Consider the following 240-nt stretch of genomic DNA (forward strand, 5'->3'; position numbering starts at 1 on the left):
TCAGCGCTTATCTTAGCGCTTATCTTTATTAAGAAAGATTCTTATAAAGAGAGAGTTAAAGCTATTTTTAATAAAGAGATATGGTTACACCCATCGGCCATAGTTGATTATAAGCTCTACTTCTTCAATGCTATCTTTAAAGTACTATTGCTAGCTCCTTGGATGATTAGCTCTTTTACAATTTCAGTCTATTTTATGAAAGGAATGTTCTGGCTCTTTCCTGGATATGAGGCTCCGAAG

Annotated in this window: 1 pseudogene; it reads left to right on the plus strand. The window is 34.6% G+C overall.

The features are described from left to right. Positions 1 to 240, plus strand: a pseudogene (locus M901_RS02570) (hypothetical protein); the annotation flags it as partial.

It is taken from the genome of Bacteriovorax sp. DB6_IX, from assembly GCF_000447775.1.
In the GTDB taxonomy this organism is placed as follows: domain Bacteria; phylum Bdellovibrionota; class Bacteriovoracia; order Bacteriovoracales; family Bacteriovoracaceae; genus Halobacteriovorax_A.